Origin of the sequence: Paraburkholderia sp. EG286B (assembly GCF_040965655.1) — a bacterium.
GTDB lineage: Bacteria > Pseudomonadota > Gammaproteobacteria > Burkholderiales > Burkholderiaceae > Paraburkholderia.
Genome location: NZ_JBFRCF010000080.1, coordinates 1 through 3419, shown reverse-complemented (window position 1 = coordinate 3419; position 3419 = coordinate 1). Strand labels below are relative to the sequence as shown.

At 58.1% G+C, this 3419-nt stretch carries 5 protein-coding genes and 2 pseudogenes; 3 read left to right on the top strand and 4 right to left on the bottom strand.

What is annotated here, in order from left to right; translation table 11 throughout:
- The 3 genes and pseudogenes from AB4Y42_RS43570 to AB4Y42_RS43560 form a co-directional block, all read right to left on the bottom strand.
- Nucleotides 1-245, bottom strand: a 245-nt coding sequence (locus AB4Y42_RS43570; protein ID WP_368697792.1) for a hypothetical protein, incomplete at its 3' end; no start/stop codon positions are given.
- Nucleotides 238-1014: an IS4 family transposase gene (locus AB4Y42_RS43565; protein WP_368697793.1), complete on the bottom strand. Its 777-nt coding sequence runs from the start codon at nucleotides 1012-1014 to the stop codon at nucleotides 238-240. The genes AB4Y42_RS43565 and AB4Y42_RS43570, both read right to left, overlap by 8 nt.
- A gap of 39 nt (nucleotides 1015-1053) precedes the next feature.
- A pseudogene (locus tag AB4Y42_RS43560) lies at nucleotides 1054-1617 on the bottom strand (IS3 family transposase); the annotation flags it as partial.
- On the opposite strand from AB4Y42_RS43560, the gene AB4Y42_RS43555 reads away from it, so the two are divergent.
- The 3 genes and pseudogenes from AB4Y42_RS43555 to AB4Y42_RS43545 form a co-directional block, all read left to right on the top strand.
- Nucleotides 1544-2023, top strand: a complete 480-nt coding sequence (locus tag AB4Y42_RS43555; RefSeq protein ID WP_342925498.1) for a transposase — start codon at nucleotides 1544-1546, stop codon at nucleotides 2021-2023. The pseudogene AB4Y42_RS43560 and the gene AB4Y42_RS43555 sit on opposite strands and share 74 nt — an antisense overlap.
- On the top strand, nucleotides 2023-2376 hold the full coding sequence (gene tnpB, locus AB4Y42_RS43550; protein WP_368697791.1) for an IS66 family insertion sequence element accessory protein TnpB: 354 nt from the start codon (nucleotides 2023-2025) through the stop codon (nucleotides 2374-2376). The genes AB4Y42_RS43555 and tnpB overlap by 1 nt, the downstream gene beginning before the upstream one ends.
- Before the next feature lie 37 nt (nucleotides 2377-2413).
- Nucleotides 2414-2710, top strand: a pseudogene (locus tag AB4Y42_RS43545) (IS5/IS1182 family transposase); the annotation flags it as partial.
- A 510-nt stretch (nucleotides 2711-3220) separates the two neighbouring features.
- On the opposite strand, the gene AB4Y42_RS43540 reads toward AB4Y42_RS43545, so the two are convergent.
- Nucleotides 3221-3419: hypothetical protein (locus AB4Y42_RS43540; RefSeq protein ID WP_368697790.1), on the bottom strand; the 199-nt coding region annotated here is incomplete at its 5' end.

Genomic DNA, 3419 nt, shown 5'->3' with positions numbered 1-3419 from the left:
ATCGCCAGCGCGTCCTGCATCACCTGACAAAGCGCGCCGAAAAGCTTGGCATGAAGCTCATGCCTGCGCAGACCATCGAATAAAAAAGCAAATACAAAACAATCATTTGGTGTGTGTTTCTTGAGAGAGAGTACGAGCAGTTTGGGCGGCCGCTCTCTCACGTTCAGGTCAATGACGTCGACGCTTATCTTCGCGTGGCAAGTGCGCAAGGATGTAAGCGTACGGTGCACCTTGTTATTACCCACTTCTTTTTAGTGCAAGTTCGTAGCCAAGTTGGATGTCGGTTAGACGTCGCATCCCGCGCCACATGACAGTATTTCCTAGCGGAGGATCGTTGGCGCGCGCAAGGTAACCGCCGAGCTGTGCGAGCCTCATGACGCTGCGCACAAGTGGTGGTGCCTGTGCGTTGTGATGCGGTTCGCGAACCACGTGTTCAAGCAGTTCGATTTCGGTTTGCGTAAAAGCGAGTTCGGCTGCTGCTTGTGGCGCGGACCGGCAAATCATCGTGAGCCAGAATATACGCCAACTCAGGACGCAGAATACCGCGATCAGGTTCGTGAGTCGGTCCGCTGTACGAAGCCTCGACTCCTCAGCCCTGCAGCCCGATTTCAGAATCTTGTGGAAGGTTTCGATCTTCCAGCGCATGGCGTACCAGTGGAGTTTTTCGATTGCCTCGGCACGTGATCTCACTGGCAGATCGGTGATCAGCTTCCATTCAATGCGGGGGCGCCCAGGCGGTGGGTCACGCTCTTGGGCGTGAAGGACAGTCAGCTGTAACGCAGGGTAGCTGCCTTGTTTGCCAACAGGCGGCAATACCGTCATTCGCTGATAGCGAAGCTCAAGTGTGACGATCATAGGGCGGCTTTTAGCGTCACGAAGCTCAACGCGATGCAGCCCCTTCACCTGGACCTGCTGCATCGCCTTCGCGATCGTGTGCTGCCCGTCTCCTGCGAGCCTGTCGACGCACGTGCGCACGAGGAAATGCGTGCAAAGATCGTAGGCGGTATAGAACAGTGAGCTTCCCTTGGTTTTTCGCCTTCTAGAGGCCCCGGGTTATGCAGCCGTATCCTTTGTCCGCTGAGCCGCAAGCCAGTCTTGCATGAACTGAGTTGGCGACATGAAGCCAAGCGATGAATGACGACGACTGCGGTTATAAAACACTTCAATGTATTCGAACAAGTCCGCCACGGCTTCGCGATGCGTGCGATACCTCGTGCCGTGAACCCGCTCGTTTTTCAAGCTGTTGAAGAAGCTTTCCGTCGGCGCGTTGTCCCAGCAATTTCCTTTGCGGCTCATCGAGCAGCGCATCCCGTACGCGGCCAGCTTGCGCTGGAAGTCGTGGCTGGCGTATTGACTGCCTCTATCCGAATGATGCAGCGCACCGGGCGCGGGTCGACGGCGGAACCACGCCATCGTCAGCGCATCGGTCACGAGCTCCGTCGTCATGCGCGGCTTGACGGTAAGCGGCAGTTTCTCCTCACATAGATCCTGAGCTGAAAACAGCGCAGGATGTGTCCACGGTTTTTTAATGGACACACCCTTCATGGACGAGAACTGCGCAGATTTTTTGCCCTTGCGTGCGACCAACGTTGGTGTCGAAGGCAAGCGGACTTTCGACAAACGTGACAAACAGAGGCTGATTGAAGCCTGCCTGAAACCGGGCGTGTCGATCGCGGGTATGGCGCTGAAGGCGGGCGTGAACGCCAACCAGTTGCGCCGCTGGATCAAGAATTACGAGGCGCGTCTGAAGGGCGCCGCCGCCCCATGTGACTCGAAGGCTCTGCCCACGGCATTTGTACCGGTGGTGGCGATCAGCGATGACAGCTGGGCGGCATCGCCGATGCCGCCGCAGCCGGAACCTGATGCACCGGCGGCGCCGATGCGGGTGCACGCGCCACAGCGACCACCGCTGCCGTCGCGCCTGGTGGCGCAGCTGCCCAACGGGGTGAGCCTTGAACTCGAGTGCACCGGGCAGGATTGCGCGCTGCTCAAGACGATGATTGACGCGTTGAGGGGGAGCTGATGTTTCGCTTCGACGACGACCTGAAAGTCTACCTGTACCGCGAGCCGATTGACTTCCGCGCCGGCATCAATACCCTTGCTGCCCTGGTCACGGAGTCGATGCAACTGGACCCGCTCGCCCGCGCCGTGTATGCGTTCCACAACCGCAAACGCGATCGCGTCAAGCTCCTGCTGTACGAGCGCACCGGTTTCTGGTTGATGTTGCGCCGGCTTGAGGAAGACCATTTCGTGTGGCCGAGGCGGCATCAGGAGGTGATCGTGCTGACAACGCAGCAGCTTCACTGGTTGCTCGACGGCATCGACATCGATGCGCTTCGCCGCCACCCTGTGCGTCGTTACCAGCACGCCAGCTAGCCCGCCCGGCAAGGTACGTCGCGCGTAAACAACGGCGGGTGTCGCCGTCGATGGTGTGAAGATCTACCACCCGGGCCTGCGGCGGGGCATCACGCGAGGATTACGCGCGATGATCAGACGGCGCAGCGCAATCGAGCCTGCCATTGGTCACATGAAGACAGATGGAAAACTCGACCGCAACTGGCTCAAAGGTGCGCTCGGCGACGCGATGCACGCGGTGCTGTGCGGCGCAGGCCACAATCTTCGGATGATCCTCCGGAAGCTGCGGCTTCTTTGTGCCTTCATTCTGGCTGCCTTGCTCGACCGCCGCGTTGCTGGGCTTCAATCACCGTAACACCGGCGGTCGGCAAAACGAATTGTTCAGGACGGGCTAATGACAGCACAGGTAGGACCTGGACTCGTGAAACCTGGAAACTCCAACGAGCTTTGAGCTCTTAAGTGGAATGAGGCACGAGTCAGCGGATTTCATAGGGACCCGCAGCGGCAACATGGCTGCAACAAGGTCGCATATAGAGCTGCAACCTATCCTGCTCGTCAATACACGAGAAACCTGGCGCAAAAGGGGCCGTTCATATAGAGGAGTTTGAACTGCCCATCGGGGCGCAGGAGCTTGCGTCGCAGGAAGGCGAAGGCGTAATCATCGCCAACCTGCTGAACCGGTAGAACGCGCCGTCGGCAAACCGGTTTGCGTCAAAAATGCATAGTCGCGTCCATAGCACGGGAACTCGTGCCCATCCGGACAAAGCCACTGGCGGTAACATCACCGGCGCGTTACTCCGCGCTGCGATCGCGCACGACCTCCTGATATCATCATATTCGCATACCGAAACATGTTGTCGCTATGTCAGCATGCCGTGCCCGAAATGCATTGATGCTGCCGCTTTGGCTGACTGCCCTGTGGATGGTCAGCGGCGAAACTAGTACAACATCCCGTAAATAGGTTGAATAATAATTTGCCTCGGTTATCATCTCTCGATGAGCCGAGGCCGCCATGCAACGCCAGTGAAGCTGGCGAATAAAGAACGACAGGAACTGCTATCGCT

Excerpts from the sequence above, each read along its gene's own strand:
- AB4Y42_RS43555 (WP_342925498.1), top strand. The coding sequence starts at position 1,544 with ATGGACGAGAACTGCGCAGATTTTTTGCCCTTGCGTGCGACCAACGTT.
- tnpB (WP_368697791.1), top strand. The coding sequence starts at position 2,023 with ATGTTTCGCTTCGACGACGACCTGAAAGTCTACCTGTACCGCGAGCCG.